The following is an 18,630-nucleotide window of genomic DNA, read 5'->3' as shown; positions in this document are numbered from 1 at the left end:
CTCATGAAGCAACGCGCCCTGCTCCTGGTCGATTTGCAAAATGATTTCTGCGCGGGCGGTGCGCTGGCCGTCGCCGAAGGTGACAGCACCGTTGACGTGGCCAACACGCTGATTGACTGGAGCAAAGCCCGCGGTGAAGCGGTTGTCGCAAGCCAGGACTGGCACCCGGCAAATCACGGCAGCTTTGCCAGCCAGCACAATGTCGAGCCCTTCACCCAGGGTGAACTCGACGGGCTGGCGCAAACCTTCTGGCCGGATCACTGCGTACAGCAGACGGAAGGCGCGGCGCTGCATCCGCTCCTGAATCAAAAGGCCATCGATGCGGTGTTCCACAAAGGCGAAAACCCGGCTATCGACAGCTATAGCGCGTTTTTTGATAACGGGCATCGTCAGAAAACCGCTCTTGATGCGTGGTTACGTCACCACGAAATCACGGAGCTGATTGTGCTGGGGCTGGCAACGGACTATTGCGTGAAGTTCACCGTGCTGGACGCGCTTCAGTTAGGCTACACCGTCAGCGTCATCACCGACGGCTGCCGCGGGGTGAACATTCACCCGCAGGACAGCGCCCAGGCGTTTATGGATATGGCTGCGGAAGGCGCGACGCTGTATACGCTCGAAGACTGGCTGGAAACGCAGGCTTAGGCCTTTTAAGCCGGGTGGCGGCTGCGCCTTACCCGGCCTACTTCGATGGTTTTGTAGGCCGGGTAAGCGTAAGCGCCACCCGGCAAAGCCCCTCCGATCTCCCATAAAGTGAACTCCCTCGCAACCTCAGCGAAGCGGCAATGCTATTCTCTTCAGGCTGTTTTTTCGCCACGCCTTTTCCGTGGCGTGGTTAATTTTATTTAGTCAAAGAGGAACTTGTATGAAACGTTTGCCCTTGCTGGCAGCATTACCCTTGCTTTGCGCGTCAGTTGCCTCCGCCAGTTCCCTGATGTCCGTGGGCTACTTTAACGGGGGTGGCGATGTCACCGCCGGACCGGGTGGCGATATCAATAAACTGGACGTTCGCCAGATCACCCACCTGAACTACTCGTTTGGTCTGGTCTATAACGACGAAAAAGACGAAACCAACGCCGCGCTGAAAGATCCGGCGAAGCTGCATCAAATCTGGCTATCGCCAAAAGTGGCGTCCGATCTGGCCTTAATCCCCACTCTGCGTAAGCAAAACCCAAATCTTAAGGTCCTGCTCTCCGTCGGCGGCTGGGGCGCGCGTGGCTTCTCTGGCGCAGCGGCAACCCAAGAGAGCCGCGCGGTGTTCATCCGCTCCGCACAGGAGATTATCGAAAAATATGGTCTGGACGGGATCGATCTCGACTGGGAGTATCCGGTCAACGGCGCCTGGGGGCTGGTGGCAAGCCAGCCTGCCGACCGGGATAACTTTACCGCCCTGCTGAAGGAGATGCGCGACGCGTTCGGGCATAAAAAGCTGGTGACCATTGCGGTAGGCGCGAATGCGGAAAGTCCGAAAAGCTGGGTGGATGTGAAAGCCATTGCGCCCCTGCTCGACTACATCAACCTGATGACCTACGACATGGCGTACGGTACGCAGTATTTTAACGCCAACCTGTATGACTCCAGCACCTGGCCGACGGTGGCCGCCGCGGACAAATACAGCGTCGATTTTGTGGTGAACAACTATCTGGCCGCCGGGCTGAAGCCGCAGCAGATGAATCTCGGGATTGGTTTCTATGGCCGCGTACCGAAACGCGCCGTGGAACCGGGCATTGACTGGACAAAACCCGATGCGCAAAAAAATCCGGCCACTCAGCCCTACTTCGGGCCGCAGGAAATTGGGTTGTTCAAGTCACTCGGCTATGACCTGACCAAAGATACCTACGTGAAGTACAACGATATCGTCAAAAAGCTGCTGAACGATCCGCAGAAACGCTTTACTGAACACTGGGACGACCAGGCAAAGGTGCCGTGGCTCTCGGTGAAAGGTGCCGATGGCAGCGCGCTGTTTGCGATTTCGTATGAGAACCCGCGATCCGTGGCGATCAAAGCGGACTACATCAAAGAGAAAGGGCTCGCCGGAGCGATGTTCTGGGAGTATGGCGCGGATGACGAAAACCAGTTAGCGAAGCAGCTGGCGGCGTCGCTCGGGATCCCACACTAAGGTGTAGTGTGCCGGGTGGCGCTAGCGCTTACCCGGCCTACAGGGAGAGCCTTATTTGAAAGTCGCAATCGGCTTCGGCGTGATACCGAAGTCCTCTTTCAGCTCACGCTTGCTCTTCATCACCATCTGACCACGGGTGTCGATCGTCATGTGCTGCGCGTCGGTGTTGTTGCGCGCCTGCCACAGCATCACCAGCTGCAGGCTGTTCTCTTTCTGCTCCGGGGTCAGCGCGACGCCATCGGGCCATTTTCCCAGCTCTACGGCGGTGACCAGACGCTGATAAATTTCCGGCGTCATACCGCTAATCATGTCTTCAATATTCACAATCCCGCCCTTTCGAAGGAATAATTTGCTGAATCGTTTTTTCAACCCTTGATCTGGTCGCCATTCTCATCATCGGTGAAGCTCATTGAGGCTGAATTCACGCAGAAACGCTCACCCGTTGGCTGAGGGCCATCCGGGAAGACGTGCCCAAGGTGCGCATCGCAGTTGCCGCAGCGAATTTCGGTGCGCACCATACCGTGCGACGAGTCGGTCAGATAGCGGATAGCCTCATCGCTCACCGGCTCGTAAAAGCTCGGCCAGCCGCAGCCCGAATCAAATTTCGTTTGTGAATTAAACAGCGGGGCATCACAGACCAGGCAGTGGTAGACACCGTCCCGCTTGTTGTGCAGTAAACGCCCGGTGAACGGGGGTTCCGTTCCGTGGTTCTGCGTCACGTAAAACTGCATTTCTGTGAGGTTTTTTTTCAAATCGTCAGGGTTACGTTGGTTCGACATATGCTTACATCTCGCTGTAGAAACAGACATCTTTTACCCCGCATTCTAACAAAACATTAACACCCTTGCGTGCACTTTTGATCTAAACTTATGTGTCGCGAAAAGGCGGTCAGGCAATTGTGATCACATTCACATTTTTATCCTGCGAGGACTTTAAAATTCCGGGCGCAGCCCCCATGTGGTTGCAAGCTCAAAGGGAAAGTGAGGCGAGTCAGTCGCACAAACGTTAGTCACAGGATTGATTTGTCGCAATGATTGACACGATTCCGCTTGACGCTGCGTAAGGTTTTTGTAATTTTACAGGCAACCTTTTATTCACTAACAAATAGCTGGTGGAATATATGACTATCAAAGTAGGTATCAACGGTTTTGGCCGTATCGGCCGTATTGTTTTCCGTGCTGCTCAGAAACGTTCTGACATCGAAATCGTTGGTATCAACGATCTCCTGGACGCTGAATACATGGCGTACATGCTGAAGTACGACTCAACTCACGGTCGTTTCGACGGCACCGTTGAAGTGAAAGACGGCCACCTGGTTGTAAATGGCAAAACCATCCGCGTTACTGCTGAGAAAGACCCAGCTAACCTGAAATGGAACGAAATTGGTGTTGACGTTGTTGCTGAAGCAACCGGTATCTTCCTGACCGACGAAACTGCACGTAAACACATCACTGCTGGTGCGAAGAAAGTTGTTCTGACTGGTCCTTCCAAAGACAACACCCCAATGTTCGTTCGTGGTGCAAACTTCGAAACTTACGCTGGCCAGGATATCGTGTCTAACGCATCCTGCACCACCAACTGCCTGGCACCGCTGGCTAAAGTTATCAACGACAACTTCGGCATCATCGAAGGTCTGATGACTACCGTTCACGCAACCACCGCTACTCAGAAAACCGTTGATGGCCCGTCTCACAAAGACTGGCGCGGCGGCCGTGGCGCGGCTCAGAACATCATCCCATCCTCTACCGGTGCGGCTAAAGCTGTAGGTAAAGTACTGCCAGAACTGAATGGCAAACTGACTGGTATGGCGTTCCGCGTTCCAACTCCTAACGTATCCGTTGTTGACCTGACCGTTCGTCTGGAAAAAGCTGCTTCTTATGAAGAAATTAAGAAAGCAATCAAAGCTGCTTCCGAAGGCCCAATGAAAGGCGTTCTGGGTTACACCGAAGACGACGTTGTTTCTACCGATTTCAACGGCGAAGTGTGCACTTCCGTGTTTGATGCTAAAGCAGGTATCGCACTGAACGACAACTTCGTTAAACTGGTATCCTGGTACGACAACGAAACCGGCTACTCTAACAAAGTACTGGACCTGATCGCTCACATCTCCAAATAAGTTGAGATGAGTGTTTGATCCAAAAAGGCGACTTCGGTCGCCTTTTTTATTTATAAGACAGAGGATTGCTTAATGATTAATAAAATTTTTGCACTTCCGGTAGTCGAACAACTTACCCCTGTGCTCTCCCGCCGCCAGATTGACGGTGCTGACGTTATCGTCGTTGACCATCCACGCGTTAAGGCCTCCGTGGCGCTGAACGGCGCCCACCTGCTCTCCTGGAAACCCGAAGGTGAAGCAGAGGGATTGTGGCTGAGCGATGCGACCTCTTTCAAAAAAGGGGCGGCGATTCGCGGCGGCGTACCGATCTGCTGGCCGTGGTTCGGCCCGTCCGCACAGCCTGGTTTGCCTTCTCACGGTTTTGCCCGTAACCAGCAGTGGACCCTGAAAGCGCATAACGAAGACGACAACGGCGCCGTGCTGACCTTTGAGCTGCAGGCTAATGACGAAACCCGCGCGCTCTGGCCGCACGATTTCACCCTGTACGCCCGCTTTAAGCTGGGTAAAACTTGTGAAATCGAACTGGAAGCCCACGGCGAGTTCGAAACCACCTCCGCCCTGCACACCTATTTCAACGTGGGTGACATCAGTGCAGTGAAGGTGAGCGGCCTTGGCGATACCTTTATCGACAAAGTCGATAACGCCAAAGAAGGGAAGCTGAGTGACGGCGTTCAGGCGTTTCCTGACCGTACCGACCGCGTCTATCTGCATCCGGAAGCATGCAGCATGATCCACGACGGTGCCCTGAACCGCGGCATCGAGGTGGTACATCACCACCATAGCAATGTGGTGGGCTGGAACCCGGGTCCGGCGCTGTCAGTCAGCATGGCTGACGTGCCTGACGACGGTTATAAAACGTTCGTCTGCGTGGAAACCGCCTGCGTGACCACCCCGCAGAAAGCGAGTGAAGAAAAGCCATCTCGTTTAGGGCAGACGATCCGCATTGTTAAGCGATAATCTCGCTGCACCACACTAAAGCAAACGGGGCGCATGCGCCCCGTTTTAATGCATCAATTGCACACTATGAGTGCACAATCAGAACTTGTAGGTCACACCGACAGAGAAGATGCCTGCCCAGGACTTGTCGACCATCGGGCTATCCTTCACTTCATCGCTCAGACGCTCATAACGGCCAGTACCGTACACGCTCCAGTCGCCGAGGAAGTTATAGCTCGCGGTCAGCTCCAGGTACGGATCCCAGCCGTCATCTGCGCTGTAACTCTTCAGACCGCTACGACGGGACTCGTTTTTAGAGACGCCATAATAGTAGTCGTTGTAGTTCTCGCTGTTGTACTGCACACCAATCCCCGGGGTCAGAGTCAAAGCACCGTTGGTATAGCGGTACAACCACGCCAGGTCCCAGATAAAACCGTTGCTGTTATCCAGCGTATCGCCTGCCAGGGCCGTACGCAGGAAGCCATACTGGGTGTTATGCACATAAGAGAGGCCGGCCATCATCGAGCTTTTACGCTTGTCGAGCTGGCGAAGCGCGTGGCTGTCGCTGTCACCCGGCTTGAAGTGCGTCGGATCGTAGTAGGCCATGATGGAGAGCTTATCGGCCGTATCGTTCCACAGATAGTAGCCGCCGCCGAGCCCACGGAACCAGACGTTATCCCCTTCATAGGTGATAACGGGAACAGGGTAAACATCACGGTCATACTGTTTGTACGGGCTGTTAATGACGCCAACACCCGCGCCAACCGTCCACTGACTTTCCGCCTGTGCGGTGCTTACTGCGGTCGCGGCAAGGATGCCTAATGCCAGAAGTTTGAGTTTGGTCACAATCCATTCTTTCCTGTAGTCAAATAATCAGCGGGTGAAGTGTAACCGCCATTCCCGTACATCCCAAAATTTTTTGCCTGCTAATCAGTCCGATTAACCCATTATTTTTAACTTATCAGATGACAACCTGCTTTCATTTACATGACCGCTGAATGAAAAACGTGCTTTTGCCTTATTACCAGAGTGGAAATTTTTGGATGAGTTATTGATATGTCATTGAAAGTAGATTTTATGGGCATGCAAGTTTTGCAAATGCCATCTACGCTTTAATTTAAGAAGAGTTTTCCTGAACACCTGCGGTTCTTAGCGTCTGACCTGGCACACAGGTTGCTGCTCTGGCAGTGAGGTGCGAAAGATTCTCTTCCGGGAGCCTCCACTACTCATACGAACGGCTCTTATCCTGTGCTAAAAAACGAAAGGACGGCATGCCATGAATATATTCGATCACTATCGCCAGCGCTATGAAGCTGCCAAGGACGAAGAGTTCACACTGCAGGAGTTTCTTACCATCTGTCGGCAAGATCGCAGTGCCTATGCCAATGCGGCAGAACGGCTATTAATGGCTATTGGTGAGCCAAACATGGTTGACACTGCCCTGGAACCCCGGCTTTCCCGTCTCTTTTCGAATCGGGTGGTCGCCCGATACCCGGCGTTTGAAGAGTTCTATGGTATGGAAGATGCCATCGAACAGATTGTCTCCTACCTGAAGCACGCCGCTCAGGGTCTGGAAGAGAAGAAACAGATCCTTTATTTACTCGGCCCCGTGGGCGGCGGTAAATCCTCGCTGGCGGAACGCCTGAAGTCGCTGATGCAGCGCGTGCCTATCTATGTGCTGAGCGCCAACGGCGAGCGCAGCCCGGTGAATGACCATCCGCTGTGCTTGTTCAATCCGCAGGAAGATGCGCAGATTCTGGATAAAGAGTACGGCATCCCGCGTCGCTACCTCGGCACCATCATGTCCCCGTGGGCGGCCAAACGCCTGCACGAGTTTGGTGGCGACATCACCAAATTCCGCGTGGTGAAAGTCTGGCCGTCGATCCTGGAACAGATCGCCATCGCCAAAACGGAACCCGGTGATGAGAACAACCAGGATATTTCGGCGCTGGTCGGTAAGGTCGACATCCGCAAGCTGGAAAACTTCGCGCAAAACGACCCGGATGCCTACGGTTACTCGGGTGCACTGTGCCGGGCTAACCAGGGGATTATGGAATTCGTCGAGATGTTTAAAGCGCCCATCAAGGTGCTGCATCCGCTGCTGACGGCGACTCAGGAAGGAAACTACAACGGGACGGAAGGTATCTCTGCCCTGCCGTTTAACGGGATCATTCTTGCCCACTCGAACGAATCTGAATGGGTGACTTTCCGTAATAACAAAAACAATGAGGCCTTCCTTGACCGCGTGTACATCGTCAAGGTGCCTTACTGCCTGCGGATCTCCGAAGAGATCAAAATTTACGAGAAACTGCTTAACCACAGTGAGCTGGTGCATGCGCCGTGCGCACCAGGCACCCTGGAAACGCTGTCACGCTTCTCCATCCTTTCGCGCCTGAAAGAGCCGGAAAACTCCAGCATCTACTCGAAAATGCGCGTGTATGACGGTGAGAGCCTGAAGGATACCGATCCGAAAGCGAAATCGTATCAGGAATACCGCGACTACGCCGGGGTTGATGAAGGGATGAACGGTCTGTCCACGCGCTTCGCGTTTAAGATCCTCTCCCGCGTCTTTAACTTCGACCATGCGGAAGTGGCGGCCAACCCGGTTCATCTGTTCTATGTGCTGGAGCAGCAAATTGAACGCGAACAGTTCCCGCAGGAGCAGGCTGAACGCTACCTTGAGTTCCTGAAAGGTTACCTGATCCCGAAATACGCCGAGTTCATTGGCAAAGAGATCCAGACGGCCTACCTGGAATCCTATTCAGAGTACGGGCAGAACATTTTCGACCGTTATGTCACCTACGCTGACTTCTGGATCCAGGATCAGGAGTACCGCGACCCGGATACCGGCCAGTTGTTTGACCGTGAATCCCTGAACGCGGAGCTGGAAAAAATCGAGAAGCCTGCCGGGATCAGCAACCCGAAAGACTTCCGTAATGAGATTGTGAACTTCGTCCTGCGCGCCAGAGCGCATAACAACGGGCGCAATCCGAACTGGACCAGCTACGAGAAACTGCGCACGGTCATTGAGAAGAAAATGTTCTCCAATACCGAAGAGCTGCTGCCGGTGATCTCGTTTAACGCCAAAACCTCAACCGATGAACAGAAAAAACACGACGATTTTGTCGACCGTATGATGGAAAAAGGCTACACCCGTAAACAGGTCCGCCTGCTCTGCGAATGGTACCTGCGCGTGCGTAAATCGTCTTAAAACAAGTGCCCGGCGGCGGTTAGCGCCTGCCGGGCCTACAAAATGCAAGTTGGCAAATGCAGTACGGGGGGTATATGACCTGGTTTATTGACCGGCGTCTTAACGGCAAAAACAAGAGCACGGTAAACCGCCAGCGCTTCTTGCGTCGTTATAAAGCGCAAATTAAACAGTCTATCTCCGAGGCCATCAACAAACGCTCGGTGACCGACGTCGACAGCGGCGAGTCTGTCTCCATCCCCACCGATGACATCAGCGAACCGATGTTTCATCAGGGGCGAGGCGGTCTGCGCCATCGCGTACACCCAGGTAATGACCACTTCGTTCAGAACGACAGAATTGAGCGCCCTCAGGGCGGCGGTGGTGGTTCAGGAAGCGGTCAGGGACAGGCCAGCCAGGACGGTGAAGGTCAGGACGAATTTGTCTTCCAAATTTCGAAAGATGAATATCTCGACCTGCTGTTCGAAGACCTGGCGCTGCCGAATCTGAAAAAGAATCAGCATCGTCAGCTTAATGAATATAAAACCCACCGCGCGGGTTATACCGCCAACGGCGTGCCCGCCAACATCAGCGTCGTGCGTTCGTTGCAGAATTCGCTGGCGCGACGCACGGCCATGACGGCAGGCAAACGTCGCGAACTGCGCGAGCTGGAGAGCAGCCTCAAGGTAGTAGAAAACACGGAACCGGCGCAACTGCTGGAAGAGGAGCGCCTGCGTAAAGAGATTGCAGAGCTGAGGGCGAAGATCGAACGGGTACCGTTTATCGACACCTTCGACCTGCGCTACAAGAACTACGAAAAACGCCCTGAGCCCTCCAGCCAGGCGGTGATGTTCTGTCTGATGGATGTGTCCGGCTCGATGGATCAGGCCACCAAAGATATGGCGAAGCGTTTTTATATCCTGCTCTATTTGTTCCTGAGCAGAACCTATAAGAACGTGGAGGTAGTCTATATCCGCCACCACACCCAGGCGAAGGAGGTGGATGAACATGAGTTCTTCTACTCGCAGGAGACCGGGGGCACCATCGTCTCGAGCGCTCTGAAGCTGATGGATGAAGTGGTCAAAGAGCGCTACGACCCGGCGCAGTGGAACATTTATGCCGCGCAGGCGTCGGATGGCGATAACTGGGCCGACGATTCGCCGCTGTGTCACGAGATCCTGGCGAAGAAAATTCTGCCGGTCGTGCGTTACTACAGCTATATCGAAATCACCCGTCGCGCGCACCAGACCCTGTGGCGGGAGTATGAGCATCTGCAGGCGATGTTCGATAATTTCGCCATGCAGCATATCCGTGACCAGGATGACATTTATCCGGTGTTCAGGGAGCTGTTCCACAAGCAGTCTGCCACCAGCAACGCATAAACCCACAGCCAGCGAACCCGCTGGCTGTTTTCTTTCGACCCCGTTCATCCCGTGCTAATGTAGAACACTGCATACTGGATTATCACCGGGAAAATCGTTATGACTGACGACGTTATTGGAACAGGAACCCACCAGCAGCTCATTACCTTACTTACCGAGCAGGGCGCGCGTTTTCGCGTCATGGAGCACGAGGCGGTCGGGAAATGTGAAGCGGTAAGTGAAATTCGCGGAACCGATCTGCGGCAAGGCGCCAAGGCCCTGGTCTGCAAGGTGAAGGGAAACGGCGTGAAAAAACACGTTCTGGCGATTCTGGCCGCCGACCTGCAGGCTGACCTGAGCCAGCTTGCCAGCCATTTTGGCGGGCTAAAGGCCTCCCTCGCCAGCCCGGCCGAAGTCGATGCCCTGACCGCTTGCGTTTTCGGCGCTATCCCGCCCTTTAGCTTTCATCCTGACCTGGCACTGGTTGCCGACCCGCTGCTGTTCGAGCGCTTTGACGAAATCGCGTTTAACGCCGGCCTGCTGGAGAAATCCGTGATTATGGATACCCAGGATTACCTGCGCATCGCCCGTCCTGAGCTCGTCACCTTCCATAAAGCGTAACTGCGATGGCTGACGCCCTGTCAGCCTTTTCGTTCCAGAAACAGCACGGAGGCAACGAGAATAACGGCAATAGCGAAAAACGATGAGGAGATAATTAGCGTTTCCACAAACATGTGATCGTTCATGATGGCGACCCCTTTTGCGATATCTGCTTTCGTTTTAATCCGCGTAAATGACAAGGTTATGACAACGACAAAATCTTTTTAACCCTGTTCTCTGCCGCGTTTGCGCGTACAGTAAACAGAACAATTTTTTTGGCAAGGATTCCCTATGTTTGACCCTACTCTGCTCATTCTTCTGGCACTCGCCGCGCTCGGCTTTATCAGCCATAACACTACCGTCGCCATCTCGATTCTGGTGCTGATTATTGTGCGCGTGACCCCGTTAAATACCTTTTTCCCGTGGATAGAAAAACAAGGCCTCACCATCGGGATTATCATCTTAACCATTGGGGTGATGGCGCCGATTGCCAGCGGTACCCTTCCCGCTTCAACTCTGCTGCACTCGTTTGTAAACTGGAAATCGCTGGTGGCGATCGCGGTGGGGATTTTTGTGTCGTGGCTGGGCGGTCGCGGCGTCACGCTGATGAGCAGCCAGCCCTCGCTGGTGGCGGGTCTGCTGGTGGGCACCGTACTGGGCGTGGCGCTCTTTCGCGGCGTGCCGGTCGGCCCGCTGATTGCGGCAGGCCTTGTCTCGCTGTTTATTGGGAAGTCGTAGTCAGGCTGGCCATATAACGCGCCGGCGTCTGGCCCAGTCCCTTCCTGAACATGGTGATAAACGCGGTGGTCGAGTCATAGCCCAGTGACTGGGCCACCTGCTGCACCGATTTCCCGCTTATTAAATGCTGTAACGCCACAATCAGCTGCAGCTGGTGACGCCAGCGGCGGAAGCTTAAGCCGGTCTCTTTCACCACCAGCCGCGCCAGATTGCGCTCGCTCATGGCGAAGTGGCTCGCCCACTGCGTTAGCGTCTGCCAGGCGGCGGGCTCTTCCGCCATCTTCTCGCTCATCAGCCTGATTTTGGGATGGGGCGACACGGGCAGCTGCAGATGCTCCTGACGCTGGAGCGGCAGCTCGTCAAACAGCACGTCCACCAGGCGCGACGTGGTCGCAAGAGAGAGCTGCTCACGCGATTTTTCCGCCAGCGATAAAATCAGCTCCCGCACCAGAGGGGAGATTTTCAGGGTACAGCAGCGCTCGGGCAGGCTGACGGCCCCCGGCTCAATAAACAAAAAGCAGAGCTGCGCGCCCGGCGTGGCCCTGTTGCTGTGCGGCATCTGACCGGGGATCCAGACGGCATACTGAGGCGGCACCATCAGCATCGCATTTTCCACTTCACAGGTGATTGCGCCGCCGAGAGCCAGAATCAGCTGCCCCTTACGGTGATGATGCCGGGGAATATACTGTTCCTCCGCCACCACCTGAATGCGAAATGAGACGGCCGCATCGTGCTGGCTATCTGGATCGTAGCCTTCCAGTCCCAGACCAATCATCAGTTTGTCCGATATTAGCGATAAACTGTCATTTTAGCCTGATTTCAACCGCTGAGAAAATCGGTATTGTGTGCGCTCGCTTGAACGTATGAGAACATAATGACTACTGCTATTCGCACCTCAGGAAAACACGGCGCGCTGTTGATTGCAGGCATCCTGATGATTGCCACTACGCTTCGCGTCACCTTTACCGGCGCAGCGCCGCTGCTTGATACCATTCGTCTTGATTATGGCTTAAGCACGGCGCAAACCGGTCTGCTGACCACCCTGCCCCTGCTGGCTTTCGCCCTCGTCTCGCCGCTCGCCGCAGGTGTTGCCCGGGGTATCGGCATGGAGCGCAGCCTGTTTATTGCCCTGCTGCTGATTTGCGCCGGGATTGCCGTTCGCTCGCTGCCCTCCGCCGCTTTGCTTTTCACCGGAACGGCGATCGTCGGCTGCGGTATTGCGCTCGGGAACGTGCTGTTACCCGGATTAATTAAGCGTGATTTTCCAGGCCAGGTGGCGAAGCTCACCGGCGCCTATTCCCTGACGATGGGCGTTTCGGCGGCGTTTGGCTCAGCGATGATCGTTCCCCTTGCACAGGGGAGTGCGGGCTGGCATGGCGCGCTGCTGATGCTGATGGCGTTTCCGCTGGTCGCATTGCTGCTCTGGCTGCCGCAGTGGCGTCAGAAACACGTCGCAACGGTAACGGGCTCAGGCGCGCTGCATAACCGCGCGATCTGGCGCTCGGCCCTCGCCTGGCAGGTCACGCTCTTTTTGGGGATAAACTCGCTGATTTACTACGTCATCATCGGCTGGCTGCCGGCAATACTGCTGAGCCACGGCTACAGCGAAGCGCAGGCTGGCTCGGTGCACGGTCTGTTGCAGCTGGCCACGGCCGTGCCGGGACTCGCCGTTCCGCTGATCCTCCACCGTCTGAAAGACCAGCGGGCGATCGCAGGCGCGGTGGCGCTGATGTGCGCGATAAGCGCGGCGGGATTATGGTTTATGCCGGGCATGGCGGTGATGTGGACACTGGTGTTTGGCTTTGGCACAGGGGCAACGATGATCCTCGGCCTGACGTTTATCGGTCTTCGCGCCAGCACTGCACACCAGGCGGCGGCGTTGTCCGGCATGGCACAGTCGATTGGCTATCTGCTCGCCGCCTGCGGCCCTCCGCTAATGGGGAAAATTCACGATAGCGCGGGAGACTGGCGGATCCCGCTCTTGGGCTGCGCGCTGGCCGCCGTGATAATGGCCCTCTGCGGCATCTTAGCCGGGCGAGACCGGGAGATCGCGCCCCGTTAAACAGTGTGGCAGACCCTCGGGTCTGCCTTTTTTACCCGCGCGCCGCGCGCAGCATCGCCTGTACCAGCACGACCGGACGTCCTTCCAGCGCAGCACGCTCATGCTGGAATAAGGTGATCACAAAGAACGGGTGCGTGACCAGTTCCGCGGCACGGATTTCACCCTGATCGTCCCAGCCCGTCACATGCATATCTCCGTTTTCCAGCGCCTGTGCAAACGCTGGAGACACGCCATAGTTACAGTGATATCCCTCTTCAATTTCCGGCTTGCCGTACGCTTTGGCAATCAGTGTATTCCTGCGCAGTTCAATCGCATCGGTTTTTTCCACCAGCGAGCAGGTCAGCGGCGCAATCACCATGGTGCCTTCGGTATCCGTCTCAGCGTGTGCCGCATCAGCCCAGCCCAGCACGTTACGGGCATACTCAATCAGCGCATGCTGGAACCCGCCGCAGGTGCCCAGGAACGGGATGCTATTTTCACGGGCGTAGCGCGCGGCAATAAAAGCGGCCTCGGTGTTTTTGTAGGGGCTGGCAGGAACCAGCCAGATGGCATCGTAGCCCACCAGATCTTCAGAGCTTGTCAGCTCCGTCGTGGCCAGCCAGTCGTAATCGGCGGTGAGGTCAAGCACTGCGGCGGCGTCGTCAATGGCCAGCGGGATCGCCTGATGCGCAATAACATTGGGATTGTAATCGCCAACCAGCGCAATGCGCAGCGTCGTTTTAACCGGGAGGTGTTCCATGAAAGGTTCCTTATGCCAGAGTATTATCAGATAACATAAGGAACCTCAGACTACCGATCTTTTGCAATTATCACAATACCTTAAATTGGGAGGGTGAAATCATGATTCAGTGCAAACGGGTCTACGAACAGGCAGGCTCTGACGACGGCTATCGGGTACTGGTGGACAGGCTGTGGCCGCGCGGCGTTAAGAAAACGGACCTCGTGTATGACGAATGGTGTAAAGCGCTCGCGCCCTCGACTGAACTACGCAAGGCCTTTCATAGCGAAACGATTGATTTCACCGCCTTCAGCCAGGCCTATCGGGAAGAGCTGGCGCAGCAGGCTGACGAGGGTGCGCGTCTGGCGACGCTGGCGCGCAGGCAGACCGTCACCCTGCTCTTTGCTGCCAAAAACACGGAGCAAAATCACGCCCTGGTCTTAGCCGACTGGCTGCGCCATCTGTGATCAGCCGATCGTCAGTTCATCCAGAATTTGCGGTGCATCATCCGGGGTGAGCGGCATCAGATGTTCGGCGCGGACAAACGCAAAGCCGTGCTGGTTATCGAAGGCGTAGACATCACCCGTCACCAGCCAAAGCGCGCGATCTGCGGTGGCCGGTAATTGCGTCATCACGCCGTTGACCGGGTTAACGAAACGCAGGCCAGGCTGGCAAAGGCCAAACAGCTCAACAGATTTACCAATATTGCGACGGCCTGACGCCGTGCGGGCACCCACGATCATCGCCATGCTGCCCGGTTTTAGCTGAAACATACTTCTCTCGCGGAAACGAACGCCAGAAACTGGCTAAGATTAATCCTAAAGAGAAGTGTATCGCAGGCAGTATCCGTCTGTCACCTGGTGGGTTGCGGATGATCGCGACGATAGAGCGTCCATTCATCGATCACTTCCCCGCCCGGTAATTTGCACTCGGTGCGAACGCCCTGCGGGCTTTGAACCGGGATCTGTTCCCCGCCTTTCTCCAGGCAGTAGACGGAGGCCGGGTTCGCCATACCGATAACGTGCGGCGGTTTCGGCGCATCGGGTGGCGTGGTTTTTGCGGTGCAGGCGGCCAGGGGAAGCGCCAGTGTCAGAAGCAGAAATCTCATCTCATTGATCCTTTTGACGTCATTACACCCTAAGGGTAACGGGTCATCGCCGCGTTCTCCATGATTTCTCCATTTTAACTGCACTTTTCAGCACTATAGTGTGGCATGTTCTCGATATGACCAGAGAACATCATTCCGTAATCAAGATGTCTTTGCCCCGGTCTCAACAACGGGGCTTTTTTTCTCGCCTGCTCCCCGCTTCCTGCATATATTAAATTTTCTGTATTCATGTTTTACTATGCCTGAAGTCTAAAAACTCAGCATAACATGCAGATGCAGACGTCTTCTGCCTGGGAGTCATTCTACGTCATGTCGGACCTTATCCTCGCTCGCGTTTCAGAAACCCTTGCCACCGAGCAATCCCTTGAAAGCCTCGTTCGCCAGCTGCTGGAGATGCTGGAAATTGTCACCGACATGGAGTCGACCTACCTGACGAAGGTGGATATCGAGGCGCGGCTGCAGCACATCCTCTACGCCCGCAACAGCAAACAGATGACGATCCCGGAGGGGCTGAGCGTCCCATGGGATGAGACGCTGTGCAAACGCGCGCTGGATAGTGACACGATGTTCAGCAATGACGTGCCCGAACGTTGGCCCGAGTGTGAAGCCGCAAAAGCACTTGGCATTACCACCTACATGAGTATTCCTGTCCATCTTGCGGATGGTTCACTTTACGGAACGCTCTGCGCCACCAGCACGGCCAGAAAGCCGCTGAGCGAGCGCGCTGAACAGGTGCTGAAGCTCTTCGCCGGGCTGATTGCCCAGTCCATTCAGAAAGAGTCGCTGGTGACCCAGCTTCGCGAAGCCAATGCGGCCCTCATCGCGCACTCCTATACGGATGCCCTTACCGGTTTACCTAACCGTCGCGCCATTTTTGAAGATCTGACCACCCTCTTTTCTCTGGCCCGGCACCTGAAGCGTAACGCCATCATCGCGTTTATCGATCTGGATGATTTCAAGCTGATCAACGATCGTTACGGCCACGAGGCTGGCGACCAGTTCCTGATAGAAGTGAGCAAGCGTTTGACCGAAGAGAAACAGCAGGAGGATATTATTGGTCGTCTGGGCGGGGATGAATTTCTGGTTGCGTCGCTGAGCCAGCCCCACCAGGACGGGGATAACGCGCAGCTTACGCTGCTCAAAACGCGCCTCAGCGCCTGCATCGCCGGCGAATACTGGCTCGGCAGCGTTCATATTATTTATCCGGGCGCCAGCTTCGGCGTGATCGAAGTGGACCCTGCCGCAACCGATCCTGACAGCGCGTTACGCGCTGCGGATGTGGCGATGTATCAGGATAAGAAAGGAAAAAGCAAAACACGCTTTCTCACTATGGATTAACCCCGTACACTCTACGGCGTTGCAGAAACCGAAACAGGTGATGGTATGAGAATAGGGATCCTCTTCCCGGTCGTTATATTTATAACGGCGGTGGTTTTTTTAGCGTGGTTTTTTGTTGGCGGCTACGCGGCGCCGGGGGCATAAATGCGGAAGACAACCGTCATTATGCTGATCGTTGCCATTGCAGCGTTTGCCGGCACGCAGCTTGGCTGGTGGTAAACCCAATACGTAAAAAGGCCGCCATCCGGCAGCCTTTTTCAACGCTTTCAGAACTTAGCTTTTGATCTTTCTGTAGATAAACAGAACAACCAGCGCACCGATCACCGCGACGGCGAAACTGCCGAAGTTAAAGCCATCGACCTTGCCAAAACCGAACAGCGTACTGATCCAGCCGCCGACTACCGCGCCGACAATACCCAGTATTACGGTGACGATAAACCCACCGCCATCTTTGCCCGGCATGATCCACTTCGCCAGAATACCCGCAATAAGCCCAAAGATAATCCAGGATAAAATTCCCATAACTTTCCTCTCTGTATGGTTTTTGTCATTAAATCAACGACACAAAAAAGAATAGCACAGGATTCCAGAAAGGAAATTTGTGATAAGCATCACAGTGAGAGAGTGCGTCATTTTTCATCAACAAAAAGAATGGGCCACATAAACTGTGGGGTTGCATCTTTTATTGAGAAAGATTATCTTTCTCAATACTGAATAGTTGAGAGAAACACTCAGGTATTCAGTACGACATTGCTCACATTGCTTCCAGTATTTTTTGCCCACTCCTGAGTGGGCTTTTTTTTAGCTCATACCCCAACAAACGCGTACCGGTTACGCCCCGCGCGTTTCGCCTGATAGAGGGCCTGGTCTGCGGCAATAATGATATTTTGCTGGCTGCCCGCGATGTCGACGGCACGGGCGGTTGAAATCCCGACGCTTACCGTCACCCGGCCGAAGGGGCTAAAGGCATGGGCGATTTGCAGCGAGAACACATTGCGAATAATCGTCTGGGCCAGACGAAGCGCCTCCTGAATATCCGTATCCGGCAATATCAGCGCAAACTCCTCTCCGCCGTATCGCGCCACAAGCTGATTATCACGGGTAAGGCTCTTCCTGAGGCTGTTTCCAAGCATAGCCAGACACCGATCCCCTTCCGGATGGCCGTAGTTATCGTTGTATTTTTTGAAGTAGTCCACGTCCACGATCAGTATCGAAATCGGTGCGTCATGCGCGGCACACATAGCGATGTCCGAGAGGATTTTTTCATCAAAGACGCGGCGATTGTACAGCCCGGTCAACGCATCTTCTGAGGCAATAATCTTCAGCGCTTTGTTATCCCGTGTTTTACGGGACAGGTCGGAATAGAGGAAGTATGACGCGACGATGAGTATCGCCGTGAACACGAAAATGAGTACCGCCAGCTGAATCGCCTGTTTGCGCCAGGGGGCAAGAGCTTCATCAATACTGACCGCCACGGTGGTGACCAGTCCGTAGCGTCTGTTTTTCTCATAGGCATAAATGCGCTCGATTTTATCAAACCGTGAGATGGAGCTGGCTATCCCTGTATTTTGTACCTTGAGATATTTCCTGAAGAGCGGTGAATCAGAAACAATCGTGCCGATATAGGTATTTTTAAAGGGATACCGGACCAGCAGCACGCCTGATTGTGTCGTTAAGCCGATGACACCCGAGTGACCGATATTAATCTGCCCGTAGAGCGCCAGAAAATTTTCGATACCCAGCGTCACCACCACCACACCGTTAAATGCCCCGGTCTGGGTTTCAAGGCGCCGGCTGATGGTGATAACCCATTTGCCATTGGTTCTGCTTACCACCGGTTCCCCAATAAAAATCGCCTGATTTTTATTTTCTTTGTGATAGATAAAAAACTCTCTGTCCGAGCCTTTGCGTGGCCCCGTAAAACTTTCATGCAGCGCGGTAAAGATATCGCCCTGAGCATTGTAAACAACCACATTATTAATCTGGGTAAGAAGGTTATCCTGATTATTGATCATGTGCTGAATATTGGTCGCCTGCTGCGGGGTCATGCCATAAATTTCGATTATGTCGGAAACGGTAGTAATTAACATTTCACTCTGGCGCATGATCCCTTCAGTATAGACATCAAGGGTATGGCTCAGGTTAGCGACGCTGGTATTAATTTGCTGGATTGACTGCTGTCTGGACGTGGCAATTTGGACAGCAAGCGCCAGCGAGATGATCAATGAGACAATGATGACGGTAATGGTTGTTGTGTAAAAAGTATTTTTCACATGCACGAGCTTTTCCACCTTATCACGCCTGATATCCCTGGCTGACAACTCTTGTCACTGTAACAAAGCTCAGG

General features: G+C 54.4%; 22 protein-coding genes. 12 read left to right on the top strand and 10 right to left on the bottom strand.

The annotated features are described in order from the left end of the window. Positions 1-3: 3 nt before the first annotated feature. Together pncA and ACMWJS_RS01840 are read left to right on the top strand one after the other, a co-directional pair. Positions 4-645 carry a bifunctional nicotinamidase/pyrazinamidase gene (pncA, locus tag ACMWJS_RS01845; protein ID WP_069719432.1) on the top strand — a complete coding sequence of 214 codons (642 nt, stop codon included), beginning with the start codon at positions 4-6 and terminating at the stop codon, positions 643-645. A gap of 220 nt (positions 646-865) precedes the next feature. Further along, positions 866-2,119, top strand: a complete 1,254-nt coding sequence (locus ACMWJS_RS01840; RefSeq protein ID WP_414746507.1) for a glycoside hydrolase family 18 protein — start codon at positions 866-868, stop codon at positions 2,117-2,119. Between the two features lie 51 nt (positions 2,120-2,170). Here ACMWJS_RS01840 and ACMWJS_RS01835 read toward each other — a convergent pair whose 3' ends face one another. Together ACMWJS_RS01835 and msrB are read right to left on the bottom strand one after the other, a co-directional pair. Next, positions 2,171-2,443, bottom strand: a complete 273-nt coding sequence (locus ACMWJS_RS01835; protein WP_023327144.1) for a YeaC family protein — start codon at positions 2,441-2,443, stop codon at positions 2,171-2,173. Between the two features lie 41 nt (positions 2,444-2,484). Further along, positions 2,485-2,898 carry a peptide-methionine (R)-S-oxide reductase MsrB gene (gene msrB, locus ACMWJS_RS01830; RefSeq protein ID WP_008500710.1) on the bottom strand — a complete coding sequence of 138 codons (414 nt, stop codon included), beginning with the start codon at positions 2,896-2,898 and terminating at the stop codon, positions 2,485-2,487. Positions 2,899-3,239: 341 nt separating this feature from the next. On the opposite strand from msrB, the gene gapA reads away from it, so the two are divergent. Together gapA and ACMWJS_RS01820 are read left to right on the top strand one after the other, a co-directional pair. Next, positions 3,240-4,235, top strand: a complete 996-nt coding sequence (gene gapA / locus ACMWJS_RS01825) for a glyceraldehyde-3-phosphate dehydrogenase (RefSeq protein WP_006809136.1) — start codon at positions 3,240-3,242, stop codon at positions 4,233-4,235. 72 nt (positions 4,236-4,307) lie between these two features. Next, positions 4,308-5,192, top strand: a complete 885-nt coding sequence (locus tag ACMWJS_RS01820) for a D-hexose-6-phosphate mutarotase (RefSeq protein WP_048027505.1) — start codon at positions 4,308-4,310, stop codon at positions 5,190-5,192. Between the two features lie 78 nt (positions 5,193-5,270). Here the strand turns inward: ACMWJS_RS01820 and ACMWJS_RS01815 are convergent, their stop codons facing one another. Beyond that, the gene (locus ACMWJS_RS01815) at positions 5,271-6,017 is read right to left on the bottom strand and encodes a MipA/OmpV family protein (protein ID WP_045910236.1); all 747 of its coding nucleotides are present in this window, start codon (positions 6,015-6,017) and stop codon (positions 5,271-5,273) included. Between the two features lie 430 nt (positions 6,018-6,447). Here ACMWJS_RS01815 and yeaG point away from each other — a divergent pair, with 430 nt between their 5' ends. From yeaG to ACMWJS_RS01800, 3 genes are all read left to right on the top strand, one after another. Continuing rightward, positions 6,448-8,382 carry a protein kinase YeaG gene (gene yeaG, locus ACMWJS_RS01810; RefSeq protein ID WP_008500713.1) on the top strand — a complete coding sequence of 645 codons (1,935 nt, stop codon included), beginning with the start codon at positions 6,448-6,450 and terminating at the stop codon, positions 8,380-8,382. Between the two features lie 74 nt (positions 8,383-8,456). Next, entirely contained in the window at positions 8,457-9,740 is a 1,284-nt protein-coding gene (locus ACMWJS_RS01805) for a YeaH/YhbH family protein (RefSeq protein ID WP_032651499.1), read from the top strand. A gap of 99 nt (positions 9,741-9,839) precedes the next feature. Next, positions 9,840-10,340 carry a YbaK/prolyl-tRNA synthetase associated domain-containing protein gene (locus ACMWJS_RS01800; RefSeq protein ID WP_008500735.1) on the top strand — a complete coding sequence of 167 codons (501 nt, stop codon included), beginning with the start codon at positions 9,840-9,842 and terminating at the stop codon, positions 10,338-10,340. Positions 10,341-10,360: 20 nt separating this feature from the next. Here the strand turns inward: ACMWJS_RS01800 and yoaI are convergent, their stop codons facing one another. Beyond that, the gene (gene yoaI, locus ACMWJS_RS01795) at positions 10,361-10,465 is read right to left on the bottom strand and encodes a small membrane protein YoaI (RefSeq protein WP_010430055.1); all 105 of its coding nucleotides are present in this window, start codon (positions 10,463-10,465) and stop codon (positions 10,361-10,363) included. A gap of 145 nt (positions 10,466-10,610) precedes the next feature. Between yoaI and ACMWJS_RS01790 the strand changes: the two genes are divergently transcribed. After that, the gene (locus ACMWJS_RS01790) at positions 10,611-11,057 is read left to right on the top strand and encodes a DUF441 domain-containing protein (RefSeq protein WP_008500737.1); all 447 of its coding nucleotides are present in this window, start codon (positions 10,611-10,613) and stop codon (positions 11,055-11,057) included. On the opposite strand, the gene ACMWJS_RS01785 is transcribed toward ACMWJS_RS01790, so the two are convergent. Continuing rightward, positions 11,041-11,832 carry an AraC family transcriptional regulator gene (locus ACMWJS_RS01785; protein WP_414746506.1) on the bottom strand — a complete coding sequence of 264 codons (792 nt, stop codon included), beginning with the start codon at positions 11,830-11,832 and terminating at the stop codon, positions 11,041-11,043. The two genes, ACMWJS_RS01790 and ACMWJS_RS01785, sit on opposite strands and share 17 nt — an antisense overlap. 99 nt (positions 11,833-11,931) lie before the next feature. Between ACMWJS_RS01785 and ACMWJS_RS01780 the strand changes: the two genes are divergently transcribed. Next, entirely contained in the window at positions 11,932-13,119 is a 1,188-nt protein-coding gene (locus tag ACMWJS_RS01780; protein WP_414746505.1) for a CynX/NimT family MFS transporter, read from the top strand. A gap of 31 nt (positions 13,120-13,150) precedes the next feature. On the opposite strand, the gene ACMWJS_RS01775 is transcribed toward ACMWJS_RS01780, so the two are convergent. Next, the gene (locus tag ACMWJS_RS01775) at positions 13,151-13,858 is read right to left on the bottom strand and encodes a CTP synthase (protein WP_048222585.1); all 708 of its coding nucleotides are present in this window, start codon (positions 13,856-13,858) and stop codon (positions 13,151-13,153) included. A 101-nt stretch (positions 13,859-13,959) separates the two neighbouring features. Between ACMWJS_RS01775 and ACMWJS_RS01770 the strand changes: the two genes are divergently transcribed. Next, a complete protein-coding gene (locus tag ACMWJS_RS01770; RefSeq protein WP_048027500.1) occupies positions 13,960-14,304 on the top strand; it encodes a DUF488 domain-containing protein in 345 nt (114 codons plus the stop codon). Here the strand turns inward: ACMWJS_RS01770 and ACMWJS_RS01765 are convergent, their stop codons facing one another. Further along, positions 14,305-14,610, bottom strand: a complete 306-nt coding sequence (locus ACMWJS_RS01765; RefSeq protein ID WP_048027499.1) for a periplasmic protein — start codon at positions 14,608-14,610, stop codon at positions 14,305-14,307. It abuts the gene before it with no gap. An 80-nt stretch (positions 14,611-14,690) separates the two neighbouring features. Continuing rightward, positions 14,691-14,945: a DUF333 domain-containing protein gene (locus tag ACMWJS_RS01760; RefSeq protein WP_045910230.1), complete on the bottom strand. Its 255-nt coding sequence runs from the start codon at positions 14,943-14,945 to the stop codon at positions 14,691-14,693. Between the two features lie 309 nt (positions 14,946-15,254). Between ACMWJS_RS01760 and ACMWJS_RS01755 the strand changes: the two genes are divergently transcribed. Continuing rightward, a complete protein-coding gene (locus ACMWJS_RS01755) occupies positions 15,255-16,283 on the top strand; it encodes a sensor domain-containing diguanylate cyclase (protein ID WP_414746655.1) in 1,029 nt (342 codons plus the stop codon). A gap of 45 nt (positions 16,284-16,328) precedes the next feature. Further along, positions 16,329-16,427: a YoaK family small membrane protein gene (locus ACMWJS_RS01750; protein WP_014883431.1), complete on the top strand. Its 99-nt coding sequence runs from the start codon at positions 16,329-16,331 to the stop codon at positions 16,425-16,427. Positions 16,428-16,556: 129 nt separating this feature from the next. Here ACMWJS_RS01750 and ACMWJS_RS01745 read toward each other — a convergent pair whose 3' ends face one another. Beyond that, positions 16,557-16,805, bottom strand: a complete 249-nt coding sequence (locus ACMWJS_RS01745; RefSeq protein ID WP_008500746.1) for a GlsB/YeaQ/YmgE family stress response membrane protein — start codon at positions 16,803-16,805, stop codon at positions 16,557-16,559. 284 nt (positions 16,806-17,089) lie between these two features. Further along, positions 17,090-18,574, bottom strand: coding sequence for a diguanylate cyclase (locus ACMWJS_RS01740; protein ID WP_414746504.1), 1,485 nt, complete (start codon positions 18,572-18,574; stop codon positions 17,090-17,092). Between the last annotated feature and the right edge of the window lie 56 nt (positions 18,575-18,630).

This window comes from Enterobacter sp. HK-058-C-ECC, assembly GCF_047531125.1.
In the GTDB taxonomy this organism is placed as follows: Bacteria; Pseudomonadota; Gammaproteobacteria; order Enterobacterales; family Enterobacteriaceae; genus Enterobacter; species Enterobacter quasiroggenkampii.
The sequence above is the reverse complement of the archived record's forward strand: the minus strand, read 5'-3'. Positions and strand labels throughout refer to the sequence as shown.

Bases quoted from the DNA above. Each gene is read 5' to 3' on its own strand.
- ACMWJS_RS01765 (WP_048027499.1), bottom strand. From the start codon at position 14,610: ATGTTTCAGCTAAAACCGGGCAGCATGGCGATGATCGTGGGTGCCCGC.
- ACMWJS_RS01820 (WP_048027505.1), top strand. From the start codon at position 4,308: ATGATTAATAAAATTTTTGCACTTCCGGTAGTCGAACAACTTACCCCT.
- ACMWJS_RS01745 (WP_008500746.1), bottom strand. From the start codon at position 16,805: ATGGGAATTTTATCCTGGATTATCTTTGGGCTTATTGCGGGTATTCTG.
- ACMWJS_RS01750 (WP_014883431.1), top strand. From the start codon at position 16,329: ATGAGAATAGGGATCCTCTTCCCGGTCGTTATATTTATAACGGCGGTG.
- msrB (WP_008500710.1), bottom strand. From the start codon at position 2,898: ATGTCGAACCAACGTAACCCTGACGATTTGAAAAAAAACCTCACAGAA.
- ACMWJS_RS01840 (WP_414746507.1), top strand. From the start codon at position 866: ATGAAACGTTTGCCCTTGCTGGCAGCATTACCCTTGCTTTGCGCGTCA.
- ACMWJS_RS01770 (WP_048027500.1), top strand. From the start codon at position 13,960: ATGATTCAGTGCAAACGGGTCTACGAACAGGCAGGCTCTGACGACGGC.
- ACMWJS_RS01775 (WP_048222585.1), bottom strand. From the start codon at position 13,858: ATGGAACACCTCCCGGTTAAAACGACGCTGCGCATTGCGCTGGTTGGC.
- ACMWJS_RS01785 (WP_414746506.1), bottom strand. From the start codon at position 11,832: ATGATTGGTCTGGGACTGGAAGGCTACGATCCAGATAGCCAGCACGAT.
- ACMWJS_RS01790 (WP_008500737.1), top strand. From the start codon at position 10,611: ATGTTTGACCCTACTCTGCTCATTCTTCTGGCACTCGCCGCGCTCGGC.
- pncA (WP_069719432.1), top strand. From the start codon at position 4: ATGAAGCAACGCGCCCTGCTCCTGGTCGATTTGCAAAATGATTTCTGC.
- ACMWJS_RS01800 (WP_008500735.1), top strand. From the start codon at position 9,840: ATGACTGACGACGTTATTGGAACAGGAACCCACCAGCAGCTCATTACC.
- ACMWJS_RS01755 (WP_414746655.1), top strand. From the start codon at position 15,255: ATGTCGGACCTTATCCTCGCTCGCGTTTCAGAAACCCTTGCCACCGAG.
- ACMWJS_RS01780 (WP_414746505.1), top strand. From the start codon at position 11,932: ATGACTACTGCTATTCGCACCTCAGGAAAACACGGCGCGCTGTTGATT.
- yeaG (WP_008500713.1), top strand. From the start codon at position 6,448: ATGAATATATTCGATCACTATCGCCAGCGCTATGAAGCTGCCAAGGAC.
- gapA (WP_006809136.1), top strand. From the start codon at position 3,240: ATGACTATCAAAGTAGGTATCAACGGTTTTGGCCGTATCGGCCGTATT.
- ACMWJS_RS01760 (WP_045910230.1), bottom strand. From the start codon at position 14,945: ATGAGATTTCTGCTTCTGACACTGGCGCTTCCCCTGGCCGCCTGCACC.
- ACMWJS_RS01805 (WP_032651499.1), top strand. From the start codon at position 8,457: ATGACCTGGTTTATTGACCGGCGTCTTAACGGCAAAAACAAGAGCACG.
- yoaI (WP_010430055.1), bottom strand. From the start codon at position 10,465: ATGAACGATCACATGTTTGTGGAAACGCTAATTATCTCCTCATCGTTT.